2 tRNA genes are annotated in these 241 nt (G+C 53.9%); both read right to left on the minus strand.

The features are described from left to right. Positions 1 to 51 precede the first annotated feature (51 nt). Positions 52 to 127: transfer RNA gene (locus Q7F16_RS30200), tRNA-Ala, on the minus strand. Between the two features lie 30 nt (positions 128 to 157). After that, positions 158 to 234 (minus strand) — tRNA-Ile (locus Q7F16_RS30205). Between the last annotated feature and the right edge of the window lie 7 nt (positions 235 to 241).

Raw genomic sequence — 241 nt, forward strand, 5'->3', positions numbered from 1 at the left:
ATCGAACCGATGGAATGCTCATTTCTAAGCTTTATACAATCGAAGCAGTAGTGGTGGAGCCAAGCGGGATCGAACCGCTGACCTCCTGCGTGCAAGGCAGGCGCTCTCCCAGCTGAGCTATGGCCCCGTATTTCTACAGGCGTTTCCCACACAAAATTGGTGGGTCTGGGCAGATTCGAACTGCCGACCTCACCCTTATCAGGGGTGCGCTCTAACCAACTGAGCTACAGACCCAATTTCG

The organism is Pseudomonas sp. Lb2C2, from assembly GCF_052112205.1.
GTDB classification, from domain to species: domain Bacteria; phylum Pseudomonadota; class Gammaproteobacteria; order Pseudomonadales; family Pseudomonadaceae; genus Aquipseudomonas; species Aquipseudomonas kilonensis.